The organism is Haloplanus sp. (assembly GCF_028275055.1).
GTDB lineage: Archaea > Halobacteriota > Halobacteria > Halobacteriales > Haloferacaceae > Haloplanus.
In genome coordinates this window covers 1-15,943 of the sequence record NZ_JAQCNJ010000017.1, presented here as the reverse complement: position 1 = coordinate 15,943, position 15,943 = coordinate 1, and the positions used below count along the sequence as shown (strand labels likewise).

Sequence of the window (15,943 nt, the reverse complement as noted above, 5' to 3'; positions counted from 1 at the left end):
GAACCCGAAGTTTCCGCCGTTGCCTTGGGAACCGACCGAGATGGTTACCTCGTCCTGGCCGGTCGCGTCGGCAACCTCACTGTAGTTGCCCACGTCGCTCATCCAGCCGTCGAACGACGCCTGCGCCGTCGCGGAGCCGGCGGCGGTGGCCGTCGCCGCTGTGCCCACGACGGCGGTCAAAAATCCGCGTCGCGAGACGGAACGGTGGCTTCCCATACCCGAGGATACAGGCCGTCCTACGAAAACCTGACTATCCTCGGCGACCCCACGGGCAAGCGGCCAGACGGGACGTGAATGGGTCCTCCGGTCCGAGAACCATCCCCCACGCTTACGGTGGCGTCGCACGGAGTCGGTCGTATGATCGAACGACTGCTGGTTCCGGTCGACGGCTCGGACCCCGCTGACGCCGCGCTCACCTTCACGTTCGAGGAGTACCCCGACGCGGAGATTACGATACTCTCCGTCGTCGACCCGACGGACATCGGGCACGGTGCCGTCAACGCCGCACCGAGTACGCTCGACCGCCTCCAACAACGCGCCGAGGAACGGACCGAACGGGTGTTGGACGAGGCGGAGGCCCGTGCGGAGAAACACGGGGTAACGGTACACCGGGAGACGGTCGTCGGGGTGCCGTCCCGTGCCATCGTCGACTGGGCGGACGAGAACGATGTCGACAACATCGTCATCGGTAGCCACGGCCGAGAGGGCGTCAGCCGAGTGCTGCTCGGAAGTGTCGCCGAGACGGTCGTACGCCGGTCGCCGGTCCCCGTGACGGTCGTCCGCTGAATCGACTCACCGCTCGGTCGAGTCGACCGTGCCACCGCCGGGGAGTTCCCGGAACGCGACGGTGAAATCGGTGTCGTCGAACGATTCGACGGCCGAGTCGAGTTCGCGTTCGAGAGCGTCGAGTTCGGTGACCAGTCGGGTGTACTCGTCGCTCTCGTCGAGTTCGTGTGGCGACTTGGCCGCTTCGAGAGTCACTTTCTTTTCAACGAGTTGGAACTTCCGCTGGAGTTGGTCGTTGTAGGAGGTTCTGACGAGCATCCGTTCGACGGTGTCGACGAGTTGTGGGCGCGCAACGGGTTTGACGAGATAGTCGTCGATTTCCATCTCGACGATGTCGAAGCCCGGATCGATCGCGGTCACCATTACTACCCGGACATCGTGGTCGCGGTCGCTCACCGCCTCAACGACCTCGTCGCCCGACATACCTGGCATCCGTCTGTCAAGCAGCAACACATCGACCGTCCCGTCCAGTCGTGTCAGGGCGTCGTCACCGTTGTACGCCACCCGGGCCTCGGCGACGGAATCGACCCAGTAGGCGTACAGGTCTGCCAACGATTCCTCGTCATCAACGATGAGTACCGTCGGATCGGAGAGCGTCGTGGTCATTATCGTGGGGGTGGGCGTCGCGGATCGATCGATTGGCCCGGTGACCGCCGGTGACACGGCGGCGGTCCGAGTCTGCGTTCACCGCGGGCCGCGGCCGCCTCGGCACCGACCGATCCGAAGGTGTGGGGAGCATCCACCGACTCGTCGTGTCTCGGTCCGGTGGTACGACCGGGTAGTAATATACGTGTCGGCCGAATTATTGTCTGTGATATCGAGGGGCGGCCGAACGGATCACACATCGACGACCGTGGGGCGGACCCAGATGGTGAAGTCGTCGTCGCGTTTGATCACGCCGCGGACGGCCTCGTCGTCGTCGTCGACGGGCGACGACTCCACGTCCCCCGAGTCCACGTCGACGACCTGTTCCACCTCGTCGACGATCCAACCGATGGATTTGCCGTCGGTCGTCCGGTCGGGGTCGAAGACCACGATTCGCTTGCGGCCGCCCTCCTCGTCGATGCCGAACACGACCTTCGGGTCGACGATGGTCGTCGTCTTACCGCGCAGGTCCATCACGCCCTCGACGTGGGCTGCCGAGTTCGGGACGACGGTCAGATCGCTCACGTCGACGATTTCGGCGACATGGGCGATATCCACGCAGTACGTCTCCGAGCCCAGTCCGAATTCCAGGAGTTGGACGGTCCGTGTCGCCGCCTCACTCATCCTTTTGCCCCCACCGCTCCTTGTCGCTTTGTTTCGACCCCGTTGCCTTGCACCATGTCTCACCCATGGGCCAAACGTCCATTAAACGTACTGGCCGGGTTATTGTTGTTGATAACCATGCCGGTGTATTTATTTCCGTTCTACGGGAACGAAGCGGTATCGAATGAATCGACGAGATCCCCCCGGACTCGGCGGACAGGTCCCGTCCGATGAGCCAGCCCGACGGACAGATGGAGGGGTTCCCCACAGATGAGCGGCTCGCCGGCGCAGGCGGTCGTTGTCGACGACTCGCATTTCATGCGGACGATGCTGTCCGATATCCTCGAGAAAGGCGGTGTTGAGGTCGTCGACACCGCCGCCGACGGGGCGGAAGCCGTGGCCACGGTCCGTGAGATCCGTCCGGACGTGGTGACGATGGATCTCCAGATGCCCGACGTCGGCGGATTGGAGGCCGTCGAGCGGATCATGAACGACTGTCCGACGCCGATCCTGATGCTGAGCGCTCACACGGCCGACGGGGCCGATGTGACGTTCGAGGCGTTGGAGGCGGGAGCGGTCGACTTCTTTACGAAACCCGGCGGCGAGGTGAGCACACAGATGTCCGGTCAGGCGGACCAACTCGTCCGCAAGGTGAACGCCGTCGCCTCCGCCGACGTGAGCGGTGGTCGAAACTCGACCGGATCCCCGACATCGACTACGGCGGTCGGCCGGTCCGACGACCCCGGGTGTCAGGAGGGTGCGACCGTGGTGATCGCCTCCTCGACCGGCGGGCCAACGGTGGTCGAACGGATCGTCGCATCGCTCCCACGGGCCGCCGACCTCAGAGTCATCATCGTGCAACACATGCCGGACGCCTTCACCGGTCGCTTCGCCGACCGCCTCGACGCCGCCACGGAGTACGACGTCCAGGAGGCGACCGACGGCGACCGTATCGGCGGCGGTGACGTGTTGGTCGCGCCGGGCGGCAAACATCTTCGGATCGCCGGTGCCGGCGGCGGGCGACTCCGGATCAAACTCACAGAGGATCCGCCGGAACACGGGGTCCGGCCCGCAGCCGACGTGACGATGCGGTCCGCCGTCGATGCCGTCGACGAGCCCTTGGTCGGGGTCGTCCTCACCGGGATGGGGGCCGACGGAGCCGCCGGCGTCGAGGCGATCAACGAGGCCGGCGGACACGTCGTTGTCCAGGACGAGGCATCGTCGGCGGTGTTCGGAATGCCGAAGCGAGCGATCGAACGAGGCTGTGTCGACGATATCTTACCCGCCGACGAGGTGCCCGAGGGTATCCTCGAAGCGACCCGACCGGAGGCCAATCCATGACCGAGGAGTACGTCCAAGCGTTCGTCCACGAGAGCGAAGAACAGTTAACCGATCTCAACAACTCGCTGCTCGCACTGGAGTCAGATCCGGACGACCAAGCGGCGATGGACGACATCTTCCGGACAGCTCACACGCTGAAAGGAAACTTCGGGGCGATGGGCTACGGCGACGCCAGCGACCTCGCACACGCTATCGAGGACCTTCTCGACGAACTCCGCGAGGGCGCGATGGCCGTGACGCCGGAGGTGATGGATCTGGTGTTCGCGGGGGTCGATCGGCTCGAAGCCGCGGTCGAATCCGTCGACGAGAACGGCACCGTCGAGGTGGCGACGGAGGATCTCGAGGCGGATATTCGAGCCGTTATCGGGAACGGTGCGACCGGCGGTGACGACACGGACACAGACACGGACAACGCAACGACATCGAGTGGCGGCGATCAGGTCGACACCTTCGAGGTGGCGGTCGAGGTCGGCGACTCGGAGATGCGCGGCGTCGACGGAATGCTCGTTCTGGAAGCCGTCCGCGAGGAGTGTGACCTGGTGTCGTCGACGCCTGACCCGTCGGCCATCGAGAACGGCGACTACGACGATGGGTTCGAACTGGTCGCTGCCTCGACGACCGCCGATGAACTGCGGTCGACGCTCGACCGGGTGTCCGCCATCGAGGAGGCGTCGCTCACACAGGCCGGTACCGATGCCGATGCCGACGCGACCGAGGCCGACCCCGACACGACCGACGAGGCGACATCGGACGAAGACGGAGCGGTCCCCGCGACCGACGACGACGAGCAACCCGGCGGAGGTGCGGGCGGGACGAACGGGAGTTCCGCCCGCGAGATCAGCTCCGTCCGGGTCGATGTGGACCAACTCGACGACCTGCACGGACTGGTCGAGCAACTCGTCACCAGCCGGATCAAGCTCCGACGAGCCGCCGACGACGGTGACGTGGGGAGTGCGAACGACACGCTCGGAGAACTCGACAAGATCACCGGCAGCCTCCAGAACACGGTGATGGACATGCGGCTGATCCCAATGCGGAAGGTGATCAGCAAGTTCCCGCGGTTGGTTCGTGACCTCGCCCGCGAACAGAAAAAGGAGATCGACTTCGAGATGGAGGGCGAGGACATCGAACTCGATCGGACGATCCTCACCGAGATCAGTGACCCGCTGATGCATATCCTCCGGAACGCGGTCGACCACGGCATCGAATCGCCCGAGGAGCGCGAGGCGGCGGGCAAATCCCGAGAGGGAACGATCGAACTCCGCGCCAGCCGAGAACGCGACCACGTTACCATCACCGTCGAGGACGATGGCCGGGGGCTCGACGTGGACGAACTCAGGGAGAAAGCCCGGGAGAAGGAGGTTCGCACCCCCGCTGAACTCGACTCGATGGAGGACTCGGAGGTGTACGACCTGATCTTCCATCCGGGCTTCTCCACCGCCGATGAGGTGACGGACGTGAGCGGACGGGGCGTCGGGATGGACGTCGTTCACAGCACGGTCAAACAGCTCGACGGCTCGGTGAACGTCGAGAGCGGGAGCGGCGAGGGGACGACGGTGACGCTTCAACTCCCCGTCACGGTCGCCATCGTCAAGGTGTTGTTCGTCGAGGTGGGTGATGAGGAGTACGGTGTCCCGATCAAGAACATCGACGAGGTGAGTCAGTTGGCCGGGACAAAGACGATCAACGGACAGCCAATGATCGAACACGAAGGAGACATCTACCCAATCGTCGATCTGGCCGACGAGTTGGCGGTGCCGGGCGAGACGGCAAACGGCGACGGAATGGTGCTCCGAATCAGGAAGTCCGAACGACGAGCAGCCCTCCGCTGTGACGCCGTGCGCAAACAGGAGGAGGTCGTCGTCAAGCCCCTCGAAGGCGCGCTCAGCGGCATTCCGGGCCTCAGTGGCACGGCCGTGCTCGGCGACGGAAACGTCGTCCCCATCCTCGACGTGGTGACGTTGTGACCGGGAGCCACCGATGAGTTCGAACCCGACCGATCCAAGCGAGAACGAGTCGTTTCAGCGACTGCTCGCCCACCTCGAGCGCGAACTCGACTTCGAGTCGTCGTACTACAACGAGTCGTATCTCGACCGTCGCATCTCGGCACGGATGCGACGGCAGGGTGTTGACGATTACGAGGCGTATCTCGACGTCGTGCGCGCCGATCCGGAGGAGCCCACGGCGTTGCTCGACTCGCTGAGCATCAACGTCACGAGCTTCTACCGTAACCCCGAGGCGTGGGAGCCGATCCGGGAGGTGCTACGCGAGGTGACCGCCGACCGGGGGGAGGCGACGGTGTGGAGCGCCCCCTGTTCGGACGGTCGGGAGCCGTACTCGCTTGCGATGCTCGCGCTCGACGACGACGAGATCACCGCACGCCGGCTACGGATCCTCGGCACCGATATCAACGCCGATGTGCTCGAGCGGGCCCGCAGAGGCGTCTACGAAACCACCAAAACCAGGGACGTGGCGGCCGAACTCGAACCGCTCGACGACGCCGAGAAGTACGTGGACCGCGACGGAGACACGTTCAGCGTCCGCGACGAGGTGAAAAGCCTTGTCGAGTTCGAACAGCACGACCTGATCGCGGACGAGCCAAAGCGGGGTATCGACCTCGTTCTGTGTCGGAACCTCCTTATTTACATCAACACGGAGTCGAAACGCGCCGTCGTCGAGACGGTCCTGTCGTCGCTCCGCAAGGGCGGCTACCTCGTTATCGGGATGACGGAGACGCTTCCGCGGGCGAGCCGGTCGGGGGTCGAGACGGTCGACAAACGGCGCCGCGTGTACCAACTGGAATAACATGTCACTCTACCAGCTCGAAAAGAACGGCGACGTCGACTCCCTGCTTGACCACCTGACGCGCAGCGACTCGCCCTCGATTCGGAAGCGGACCGCCGAGATTCTGGGCGACGTGGTCGACAACGAGCCACGGGCGGTCGAGTCGCTGATCCGAACGGCCCGGACGGACGACGACGAACGCGTCCGGACGGCCGCCATCGACGCCCTGGACGACATCGGTCCGGACGCCATCGAGCGTCTCGTCGCCGAGATGGCTGGCGTCGACCCCGACGGGGCCGACTGGCGACGCGCCGAGGCGTTCGCCCAAACGGTGTCGGCCGACCGTGACGAACTCCGGATGGCGGCCGCCAACGCGTTGCGACGGGTCGGCGACGCGAGTGCACTGCCCGCGCTGATCGAGGCGCTCGACGATCCGAATCCTCGGGTCCGGGAACGGGCGGCCCGGGCCTGCGGTGCCATCGGCGACGAGCGAGCGGTCGATGCACTCGCCGACCGTCTCACCGACCCAACCGGACGGGTTCGTCGCGAGGCCGCCGCCGCGCTAGCGGCCATCGGCACGGAGAGGGCGCTCGAACCGCTGCTCGGGGCCGCCGACGACCGGCGCGAGGAGGTGCGGTACGCGGCGATCACGGCGCTCGGCGGGTACCGAGGAACCGCGGCGATCGACCCGCTGATCGAGGCGCTCGACGACGACAGCGGGACTGTCCGGCGCGCGACGGTCTTTTCGATCATCGAGTTGCTCGCGAACGCCCCGACAGAGGGGAGCCACCGCATCCGGGAGACGGTCGTCGATCGGCTGGGGTCGGCCGACCGGAGTGTCGTCGACCCACTGACCGAACTGCTCACCGAAAGCAATCAGGCACGCGAGCGGCGCAACGCGGCGTGGCTGCTGGGACGGGTGACGGACGACGCCGGCCGCGACGACGTGGTCGAGGCGCTCGTCGACGCCTTGGACGCCGCCGACGGAACGACGGCGCAGTTTGCCGCAACGAGTTTGGCCGAACTCGGTTCCGAGGGCGGTGCCGGTGACAACGGGGCTGTCGAGGATCGGCTCCTCGATCTGTTGGAGGAGTCGGAGCGCGCCGAGGAAGTCCGCTCGAAGGCGGTGTTCGTTCTCGGCAAGGTTGGCGGCGACCGTGCCCGGGACCGATTGGAGGAGCTGCTGGAGCGAACGGACGACGACACGGTCCGTAAGCAGGCCTTCTCGGCGCTGTCGAAGCTCGGAGGGAGACGCTAGATGGGTGAGGGCGAGCGAAAGATCGTCGACACGCGGGGGAAGTTCACACAGGTCGTTAAGAACGGCCGCGAACTGAGCGACGCGGAGTGGACCGGCGGCCGAATCCTGCTCTCGAACAAGCGATTGATCCTCGCCAGCGGCAACGGGAAGCGGACGATCCCGCTCGACACCGTGTCGAGTCTCGACGGGCGGACCGACGTAAATCAACTCGTCGCGAAGGTGTCGGGCTACGTCAGCCTCCAACTCTCGACCGACGACGTGATCCTCGTCTCGGCCGATGATCCCGAGTCGTTCGAGCGGATGCTCTACCGGGCGTTGCTCGATCGAGCGGTCGTTCTCGCCCGCCACCCTGCCGTTGAGGGGGGTGTCGTCACCGACGCCGAGTGGGAGAAAGCCCGAATCAAGATCGAGAAGGGGGTGGTCGCCCTCGCAATCGCGGACGGTTCGTTTGTCGAGATCGACCTCGACGACATCGGCTCGATGTCGGCCAAGGAACGGACAGTGAAAGACGAGGAGCGACGGGTTCTCGAGGTCGAACACAGCGAGGAGGAGACGAGCGTCCAGACATACATCTCCGGCACCGTTCGCCGGTGTTCGATCCTCGAAACCCTCCTCCGGGAAGGCGAGAGTCGGAGCGAGATCGGCGTCGACCTGACCGAACGACAGAACGAGGTGCTGATGGCGCTGTACTCCGGCGTGTCACCGTTCGAGATCCCCGACTTTCTCGGGATGGACGTCGACGACGTGGAGGAGGTGTTCGACCGTCTGATCGAACTCGACGTGATCGAAGAGATCCGAACCAGACGCGAGGTTGCGCTCAACGCCCGTGGCCGCAACATCGCCAGCGAAGCGATGAACGACCAGTAACTAGTCGTTGACCTCCTCAAGCCGGCTGTTGACCACGATCCGGCCCTTCGGCGTCAACACCGTTCCCTCGTCGGTGTCGGCAACGAGGTTCTTTTCGGCGAGACCGTTCAGGATCATCGTCGTTCGGCTGGCGTCGACCGCGACCACGTCGAGGGGGTCGACGCCGTCGCCCGCGGAGTAGATGGCGATCAACACCTGTACCTCCTCGTCCGACAACGGGACGTCGGAGAGCGACTCGACGAGGTCGCTGTACTCCAGACAGAGGTAGCGTCCCAGCAGGTTCAGCATGCGCTCGGAGGGGAGCGCAATGATGGTGACGAGCGCGGTGGCTTCGGGGACGTGTCGAACCGATAACGAGGGCCGGGACGAGCCACGGAGCGCCCGAGTCTCCTTTTCGAAGTTGGTCACCGTCGCCAGATCGATGCTGAAGCTTCCGTTTGACCCCGAAAGCGAGAGCGTGCGGTCGTCGACGCCGAGTTGCGCCTCCTTTGTGTCGGGGTCGACGACGCGCCCGCCACGGCGAGCCGGGTGTTTGACCAACACCGTCCGGCCGTTGAGGTGGGCCCGGAAGAGAACGGTGGCGAACTTGTCGATGGTGTCCGAGTCGGCCTCGACGATGGCCATTCGACGGTGACCGTCGTCCTCGTACGCGACGGTCAGTGAATTGTTGAAAAACTCCCGCATCTCCGGGGGGACGTTCCCGATTGCCACGTCAAACATCGAGTCGGTTGGAACGGTCACCTTACGGTCCTCACCGGCCAGCACGAGGCGTTTCGGGCTGAGGATGATCCGACCGCGGACCGGATCGGCCGAGTTCATGTCGGTCAGGTAGAACCGGCCGACAAAGTCGGCGATGACGCGTTCGCTCACGCGACCCCCTCCGTTCTACACATCCAACAACCCTCCGACAACGCTCATGGTCAGCACGGCGACCACACAGCCGATCCAAATCAGCGTCACGAAATGGAGAAGCGCGTTCGCCTTATGACCGCCATCAACCGTTCGGATGATCAGCGACGACAACACGGCGTTGATCATCACCACGCCGAGGAGGAGAAACTGGATGAACGGGAGATCGTACACCTGTGTGTGGATGAGTTGCCCGGCGTCGAACTGCGAGCCGGTCGAAAGATCGAGTGACATCCCGGCGAGGATGTCGACGATCTTGAAGCCGATAAAGAAGGCGAACGAGGAGGCGGCGGTGATGCCGTAGAGCAGACCGATCATCGTCACCGTCGCCTGTTGGCGTTGCTGGCGAAGCTGGTTGACGTGGTTCATGTTTTCACTGATCAACTCGCCGAGTTGTTTGGGCTCGCCCCCCATCTGTCTCCCGACGAGATACATCTCGCTGAACTTCTGGATGAGGTACGATCTGGTGTTTGCGGTGAAGTAGTCCCACGCCCGGTCGGGCTGCAAGCGCATGTTCAACCGTTTGAACAGGTCGTTCACGTCGTCGGTGAGGGGACCGAAGTCCTTCCGCCGGAGCGTTTTGAGCACCTCCGTCGTCGTGGACTGTTTGGCCGTCTCGCTGGCACCGAGTGCGCGGATGAGACTGGGAAACTCGTCGTCTCGGGCCTTGATTCGCTCCTCGTGTACCCGAAAGACAACGCCCGGAATCGCGAGTGGCGTGACCGGGATGGCTACGTAGAACGGTCGTGGAATCGACGCGACCGGGAGGAGATCCGTCAGACCCGGTCCGGTGCCAAACAGGTCGCCGACGACGAGAGCGATGAGGACGACCGAAAGGACCGTCCCGACGGCGAGGCTCGCGATCATCGACCACTCACCGTCGGGGCGGAGGTCCTCGGGGTAGTACCAGATCGGATCGTACGGCGACATCGTTCGGATGACGAGGAAAAAGCCGGTCTGGACGAACGCGTACAACACGATCACCGCGCCGACGGTCATGCTGGGATTGGTCCCGGTCAGGATCGGCAGAACGATGGCAAACACCAGTGCGAACGTCATCGACAGCACCATCGACAGGTACAGATCCTTCATGACCTCGAGGTTGTCGAGGGTGCTTTCATACATGGTCACGTAGTTTTGAATCATCACCTGTTGTTCGCTGAGTAGGAACTCGCTGAGTTCTTGCCCGGCGCTGACGGTGTAGGCAAGACGCTCAAAGAAGTCGGCGAGGGGGTCGCTCGGGATCCGGCGAGCGCGGCGACGACAGGCGTCGTCGAGGCTCTGGTTCCACGTGTCGACGAGTTGGACGACCCGGTTCATCTCCGTCGCAAGCGCGCCGTACTCCGCCTCGTCGCCGAGTTTACGGAAAACCTCCATCCGGTCGATGTTGGTCGTCGACAACACCGTCATGTGTGTCATCAGAAGGTGGTACTGGTTCTCCATCTCGACGCGTTCCTGGCTGACGAGGAGTTTGGGATAGACCACCGCCGCCCCGAGAACGAGACAACCGAGCAACGGGACCGGGAGCGCGACCGACAACGGCAGGTCGACGAGGAGTGCGACCGTGGTCGTGCCGAGAAAGAAGAGTGCCGACGGCAGAACGATCAAAAGGAGGTACCGCGACATCGGCATCTCCATGCGTTCGTAGGCCTCGATGACGGCCGACGCCGTCTCCGAGAGGGTGATCCCGTCGTTGCCTGCGGTTGGTTCCGACGCCATTATCTGTGGATATCGAACGGAAGCCCTTCGGCCCCGTCGCGTTGGAACGATTTGATCGCCTCGTTGACCTCGTGGTACCCCAGGATGTTCTCCTCGATCATCCGCTCGATGAGTCGCGCTCGGAAGTCGAGGTCGTCGTAGATCTCTCGCGTGTCCGCGTAGCCGAGCAGCGTCGCGATCTGTTCCTCAAGCACGTAGGAGTTGTTCATTCCTTGAAAATTGATCTCGTCCTCGACGGGGTCCCAACTGAACACCTGCCGGGTGACGACCCCGTCCATCTCCTTGGAGTAGCCCTCGACCTCCTGAACGCTCGTCACCCGACGCAACACGTCGTCGCCCTGCTTGACCCGGTTCTGGAACAACGCCACGTCCGCCACGTCCATGAACGTCTCGGGGACGTTGATCGGTTCGCCGGTGAACCGCTGGATCATCGAGACGATGTCGCTGGCGTGGAAGGTCAGCATAACGGGATGGCCGGTCTGTGCGGCCTGAAACGCCATCCGCCCCTCCTCGCCGCGAACCTCGCCGACGATGATGTAGTCGGGGCGGGACCGGAGCGCGGCCGAAACGAGGTCGAACATGTCGACGTCTGAGTTCTCCTCGCCGCCGCCTTCCCGGGTGAGCAGCTGCTGCCACGTATCGTGTGGCGGAAGCACCTCTGCGGTGTCCTCTGCGGTGTAAATCTTGGAGTCACGTGGGATAAACGACATGATGCTGTTGAGCGTCGTGGTTTTCCCCGAGGCCGTCTCGCCGACGACGAACACCGTCTGTTCGTTCTCCAGACACAGCCAGAGGTAGGCGACGAGTTCGGGCGAAAGCGTTCCCCACTTGGTGATCTGGTTGATCGAGAGGGGTGTCTCGTCGCCCTGCCGGATGGTGAGACTCGGTCCTTGAACGCTCACGTCATCGGAGTAGATGACGTTGAGACGGGAGCCATCGGGGAGCGTCGAGTCAACGATCGGGTTGGAGTCCGAGACCGGATCGCCGATGCGTTCGCCCATGCTTCGGATCCAGGAGTCGAACTCCTCGGGGGTCCCGAAGTCGACGGTGGTCTCGATCATCCCGTACGTGCCGTGATCGACGTAGCACTGGTGGGGACCGATGACGTGAACGTCCTCGTTTGCGGGGTCGCGCATGACGGGTTCAAGCGGGCCGAGTCCGACGATGTCGCGGTTGAGTCGGTACCGGATGTTCTCGTAGGTCTGTTCGCCGATCCGGTAGTTGCCGAGGCCGAGAAACTCAAGCAGGCGGTCGATCCAGTACCGCAGCCCGTTGCGGTCACGCTCGATGGTCGTCGTCTCGCGGAGGAGTTCCTCGATCCGGTCGTCGTACTCCGACTCCTCCTCGGGGACGGCCTTGCTGACGCTCCGGTCGAGAAGTTCGTCCCTGATCTTTGCAAAGAGCGTCTCCTCCTCGCCCGACAACGACGGCTCGATCGCGTAATACTTCATATCCTGCCCGAGATCGCCGTAGATGTGACAGTAGATCGGGCCACCGATCGGGTAGAGCACGTTCGGACGGTCGGTCTCGTACTGGTCGGTCGGTTCGTCGATGAGCAGTGGGAACTCGCCCGTGATCTGCTTGAACTTCTTCAGGTGGTCCTGGAGGTGCGGCCGGGAGGCCGCGAGTTGCCTGAGTTCGTCCGACGGGGTTGCGGTGCCGAGTTCGGTCATTATGCAACGCTCCGACTCTCGATGACGATCCCCGTCCCGGAGCGGACGGAGAAGCCGATGGAGTCTCCCACCTGTTGTCCCATCCCGGCAAAGCGCTTGACCGCGATCTGTCGGCGGACATCGTTGCCGACCTCGACCATCTCCAGTTCGAGGAACACGTCTGCAATGGATCGGAACGGACCGATTGCCTCCCCATCGACCGTCGAGGGGTCGACTGTCAGGATGACAACCTTTCCGCGTGAGATTATGTCACGGAAGAAGCCGATGATCTCCAAAGCGGCCTGACGCTCCTCGTTCTGCCGGACGAGCGCCTCAAACTTGGGGTCGTTGCGGAGGATGGCATCGAACGTGTCGATCACGATGACGTCCGATTCCCACATCGCCTCCGCGTTCATCAGGCGGTTGAGCAGTTCCTTGCGCTCGCCCTCTCCCTCGTCGGACAACGCCCCGCCGGTGTCGAAGTCGGCATGGAGAAAGAGGACGTTCTCGTCGAGAAGGTGATCAACCATGCCGTACGACAACGAGTGCATCTGGTCGATAAATCCACGCACCGTCAGTTCGGTCGAGAGAAAGGTAACCGAGTGCCCCTCCTCGCAGAACCCGTACGTGAGCCGCTGGGACAGGGCGCTCTTGCCGGCGCCGTAGTCGCCCTCCGCGAGCATGATGCTTCCCCGCGGGACCCCACCGCCGAGTTCTTTATTGAGGCGGTCGTGATCCTCCAGTCCGAGGGAAAGCAGGTTGGAGCCAGCCTGACTCATACGCGGAAGGCAAACACCTCCTCGTCGCCGTTGACGATGACCTTCGCCCGGTGGTCGCCCTGCGAGAGGTTGATGTCGGAGACGACGATACGGACGACGTTGTTCGGTCGCCACTCCTCGCCGTCGACGACGGTGAGCGTGACGTTTGTCCGGTACTCACCGTCGACCAGTATCTCGACGAACCGACTGTCGGGCGGGATATCCGAGGTGCCGGTGTTTTTTACCAACAGCGTCACATCCTTCGAGGAGTTGTTGTAGACGGGACTGCCTGCGTCGCTGATCACTTCGATATCCGTGCGCACCTCCTCTGACACCTCGAGGCTCTGGTCCTCGATTCCCTGGCTGAGCCGCGAGACGCCTTGGGTGAAGGTGCCGGCGACACCCGCGGCGATAACCATACTGGCGATGAACAGGATCAGGTGGGAGGCTGAGACGCTGGCCATCAGAGTACCTCCGTGACCGCGATACCGGGACCGGAGACGATTTTCACACGGTTCGGCGGGCTCGGCACCGATAGTTCGAGGTGGAGGCGCTCACCGGGGAGCCACAGATCCGTCTCGGCGTCCCCCGCAACCTCCTGGACGGAGATGTTGGTCCGGTAGGTGTTGTCAACCAGCACGTCGACCACTCCGACCGACAGTTCCGTCGATCCCTCGTTGACGACATCAACGGTCAGTGTACCGGTGCTGTCGTTGTACGTGGCGTTCGTGATGCTGATAGCGGTGTTTTGCCGTTCGAGCGCCTCGTCGTCGACGGCCGACCGGGCGTCGTTCATCTGTTCAAGACCGTTGGACGAGGCCGTGTAGGCCGTCGAGAAGGCGAGAAAGACCCCGACAAAGATAATCGCCGCCGACCCGCTGACACTAAAGCCCAAAGGGGACACCTCCCCCACCGCTCCAACACTCGAATACGACCGAGTCGGCGGTCGACCCGGTGAGCCGACTCACGTACCTGAGGCTGGCGACGTGGTGATCGATGGAAAGGTCGGTCGGCGCACCGGTGACGTCCTCGTCAACCTCGCCGAAGCCAACGAGAAAATCGAGAAGTTCGTCCGCTGCGTCCTCGCCGAGCCACTGGATACGTCGGTAGTACTCAACCGCCCTGGCGGCGTCGTTCACGTCGCTCTCCTCGATGAGATATTCGAGCCACTCCATGATGAGGAGGTCGCCGACGTAGCCCGACGGTAGGTGCGTCAGATACGGCTTCGTCGGCATGGACTTGCCGTCGTTCATCATCGTGTTGGCGGCGAACTGGAGATCACCGGCTCCCTCGCCCGTGTCTTCGGGGCGTTGTCGTTGTGCCTGTGCCGGCTGGCCGGCCGACTGAGGCGACCGTGTGTCGTTCATGTGGGTCGGCTCCGCCTCGGGTTCCGGGTCCGGTTCTGGGTCCGCCGTCGGCTCGGAGGCTGGCTCCGAGTCGGGGATATCCGCGTCATCGGACGCGTCCATCCCACCGAAATCGCCGTTCGATCCCTCGTCGAACTCACCCGTCTCACCGAAGTCGTCGCCGACCTCCCCGCCGGTGCCATCCGCCCCGCCGAAGTCGTCATCGGACCCCTCGTCGAACCCACCCGCCCCGTCGAAGTCGTCGCCGACCTCCCCGCCGATGCCATCCGCCCCGCCGAAGTCGTCATCGGACCCCTCGCTGAAGCCGGTGGACCCGCCGTTAGTGGCGTCGCCCTCGCCGGCCCATTCGGCGTCGCCGCTCTCGTATTCGTCTTTCAGTTCGTCAAACGATTTCCCGGAGTCGTCGGAGTCGTCGGAATCATCGGGCATAGTGTCCGTGGTCGTCGATCCGTCGTCTATCGTTCCTCCGTCGAACGAGTCGTCGAAACCGCCGTCGGGGGCGTCGTTCTCGTCGAGAAAGTCGTCGTCGAAAAACTCCTCGGCCTCGGCACCGGCGATGTCGTCGTCTAGATCCTCGTCGGGGTCGTCCTCGTCGTCGTCGAACAGCCCGAGTGAGCCGCCGCCACCGTCGAGGCCACCGCCCGCACCGCCCTGCACGTCGTCGACAAAGGGGTTGACCCCGCGGGTGACCATCTCGTAGATGTCGAGCAGTTTCCGGACGTTTTCCTCGACGTCCTCGACGGTGTTGCTGATCTCCTCGTTCTCGCTTCGGATGGTGCTCACGGTCGAAGAGAGGCTGGCGACTTCGTTTTCCATCTCGTCGATCCGACCTTCGAGTTCGGCGGTTGCCGCTCCACCGCCCTCGCCGTCGTCGTCGAAGCCGAGGCCGTCGTCGAACCCGTCGTCGAACCCGTCGTCGCCGCCAAAATCGTCGGCGCCGTCCTCCTCAAACAACATGTCGTCGCCGTCGGCGGCGCCATCGCTCTCGGAATCGTCGTCGCCGAGAAACCGGTCTAGTAGTTCCATCCGGTCCCCCCTGTAATCCAACGACACGTCGAGTCCATTCTGTCGTAAGAACGATGCGGCCGACTAAGTTTAATCGTTGCCTTCGAGTATCAGTTTTGATAGGTGTGTGACGGACGTCTGTCAGAGCCGACGCTCGGTTCCGGCGGATTTGACGACGAGCGAGCCGGTGGTCCCGTCGAACCGAAGCGACCGGCCCGAACCGCCGCCGACATCCGTCGCGACAACAGG

At 63.7% G+C, this 15,943-nt stretch carries 15 protein-coding genes and 1 pseudogene; 6 read left to right on the top strand and 10 right to left on the bottom strand.

What is annotated here, in order from left to right; translation table 11 throughout:
* Window positions 1-216 (bottom strand): annotated as a pseudogene (locus Q0925_RS02305) (halocyanin domain-containing protein); the annotation flags it as partial.
* Window positions 217-357: 141 nt separating this feature from the next.
* Between Q0925_RS02305 and Q0925_RS02300 the strand changes: the two are divergent.
* Window positions 358-786 (top strand): universal stress protein, encoded by a 429-nt coding sequence (locus Q0925_RS02300; protein WP_299331450.1) that lies wholly within the window; start codon window positions 358-360, stop codon window positions 784-786.
* Between the two features lie 6 nt (window positions 787-792).
* Here Q0925_RS02300 and Q0925_RS02295 read toward each other — a convergent pair whose 3' ends face one another.
* Entirely contained in the window at window positions 793-1,392 is a 600-nt protein-coding gene (locus Q0925_RS02295; RefSeq protein WP_299331448.1) for a HalX domain-containing protein, read from the bottom strand.
* Window positions 1,393-1,623: 231 nt separating this feature from the next.
* Window positions 1,624-2,055, bottom strand: a complete 432-nt coding sequence (locus tag Q0925_RS02290) for a chemotaxis protein CheW (RefSeq protein WP_299331446.1) — start codon at window positions 2,053-2,055, stop codon at window positions 1,624-1,626.
* A gap of 249 nt (window positions 2,056-2,304) precedes the next feature.
* Between Q0925_RS02290 and cheB the strand changes: the two genes are divergently transcribed.
* From cheB to Q0925_RS02265, 5 genes are read left to right on the top strand one after another with little or no spacing between them, the layout of a single operon-like run.
* Window positions 2,305-3,375, top strand: a complete 1,071-nt coding sequence (gene cheB / locus Q0925_RS02285; protein WP_299331443.1) for a chemotaxis-specific protein-glutamate methyltransferase CheB — start codon at window positions 2,305-2,307, stop codon at window positions 3,373-3,375.
* Window positions 3,372-5,342, top strand: coding sequence for a chemotaxis protein CheA (gene cheA, locus Q0925_RS02280; RefSeq protein WP_299331440.1), 1,971 nt, complete (start codon window positions 3,372-3,374; stop codon window positions 5,340-5,342). The genes cheB and cheA overlap by 4 nt, the downstream gene beginning before the upstream one ends.
* Window positions 5,343-5,355: 13 nt before the next feature.
* A complete protein-coding gene (locus tag Q0925_RS02275) occupies window positions 5,356-6,180 on the top strand; it encodes a CheR family methyltransferase (RefSeq protein ID WP_299331438.1) in 825 nt (274 codons plus the stop codon).
* A 1-nt stretch (window position 6,181) separates the two neighbouring features.
* Window positions 6,182-7,417: a HEAT repeat domain-containing protein gene (locus Q0925_RS02270; RefSeq protein ID WP_299331435.1), complete on the top strand. Its 1,236-nt coding sequence runs from the start codon at window positions 6,182-6,184 to the stop codon at window positions 7,415-7,417.
* On the top strand, window positions 7,418-8,284 hold the full coding sequence (locus Q0925_RS02265) for a CheF family chemotaxis protein (RefSeq protein WP_299331432.1): 867 nt from the start codon (window positions 7,418-7,420) through the stop codon (window positions 8,282-8,284).
* Here Q0925_RS02265 and Q0925_RS02260 read toward each other — a convergent pair whose 3' ends face one another.
* The 7 genes from Q0925_RS02260 to Q0925_RS02230 are packed head-to-tail and all read right to left on the bottom strand — an operon-like array spanning window position 8,285 to window position 15,715.
* On the bottom strand, window positions 8,285-9,154 hold the full coding sequence (locus Q0925_RS02260; RefSeq protein WP_299331430.1) for a CheF family chemotaxis protein: 870 nt from the start codon (window positions 9,152-9,154) through the stop codon (window positions 8,285-8,287).
* 15 nt (window positions 9,155-9,169) lie between these two features.
* Entirely contained in the window at window positions 9,170-10,912 is a 1,743-nt protein-coding gene (gene flaJ, locus Q0925_RS02255) for an archaellar assembly protein FlaJ (RefSeq protein WP_299331428.1), read from the bottom strand.
* Entirely contained in the window at window positions 10,912-12,585 is a 1,674-nt protein-coding gene (locus Q0925_RS02250) for a type II/IV secretion system ATPase subunit (RefSeq protein ID WP_299331426.1), read from the bottom strand. Before Q0925_RS02250 ends, flaJ begins: the two co-directional genes overlap by 1 nt.
* On the bottom strand, window positions 12,585-13,343 hold the full coding sequence (locus Q0925_RS02245; protein WP_299331424.1) for an ATPase domain-containing protein: 759 nt from the start codon (window positions 13,341-13,343) through the stop codon (window positions 12,585-12,587). The genes Q0925_RS02250 and Q0925_RS02245 overlap by 1 nt, the downstream gene beginning before the upstream one ends.
* Window positions 13,340-13,786: a flagellar protein G gene (locus tag Q0925_RS02240; protein ID WP_299331422.1), complete on the bottom strand. Its 447-nt coding sequence runs from the start codon at window positions 13,784-13,786 to the stop codon at window positions 13,340-13,342. Before Q0925_RS02240 ends, Q0925_RS02245 begins: the two co-directional genes overlap by 4 nt.
* Entirely contained in the window at window positions 13,786-14,226 is a 441-nt protein-coding gene (locus Q0925_RS02235) for a hypothetical protein (protein WP_299331452.1), read from the bottom strand. The genes Q0925_RS02240 and Q0925_RS02235 overlap by 1 nt, the downstream gene beginning before the upstream one ends.
* On the bottom strand, window positions 14,207-15,715 hold the full coding sequence (locus tag Q0925_RS02230; RefSeq protein WP_299331420.1) for a FlaD/FlaE family flagellar protein: 1,509 nt from the start codon (window positions 15,713-15,715) through the stop codon (window positions 14,207-14,209). The genes Q0925_RS02235 and Q0925_RS02230 overlap by 20 nt, the downstream gene beginning before the upstream one ends.
* Window positions 15,716-15,943: the final 228 nt, after the last annotated feature.